Annotated in this window: 1 protein-coding gene; it reads right to left on the bottom strand. The window is 62.2% G+C overall.

All coding sequences use genetic code 11. From position 1 onward, the window contains the following. Positions 1–246: sulfatase/phosphatase domain-containing protein (locus J5M67_RS29120; protein WP_207888749.1), on the bottom strand; the 246-nt coding region annotated here is incomplete at both ends.

Here is a 246-nt window from a genome sequence, read left to right on the forward strand (position 1 = left end):
ACTTGCCGGTCAGGTAGTCCAGCTGGTTGTAGCCGTCCAGGTGCACCTTGAAGTTCTTGCCGCCGACATCAGTGCCCTTGAGCAGGCGATCCTTGATGTCGGTATCGCCGACGGCCGCCAGCAGGGTGGGGAACCAGTCCAGCCCCGAGAACATCTCGTTGGACACCTGGCCCGCTTCGATATGTCCCGGCCAGCGGATCATCGCCGGCACCCGGAAGGCGCCTTCGTAGTTGGAGTTCTTCTCGT

The sequence above is a fragment of the Pseudomonas sp. 30_B genome, from assembly GCF_017491605.1.
Classification (GTDB): domain Bacteria; phylum Pseudomonadota; class Gammaproteobacteria; order Pseudomonadales; family Pseudomonadaceae; genus Pseudomonas.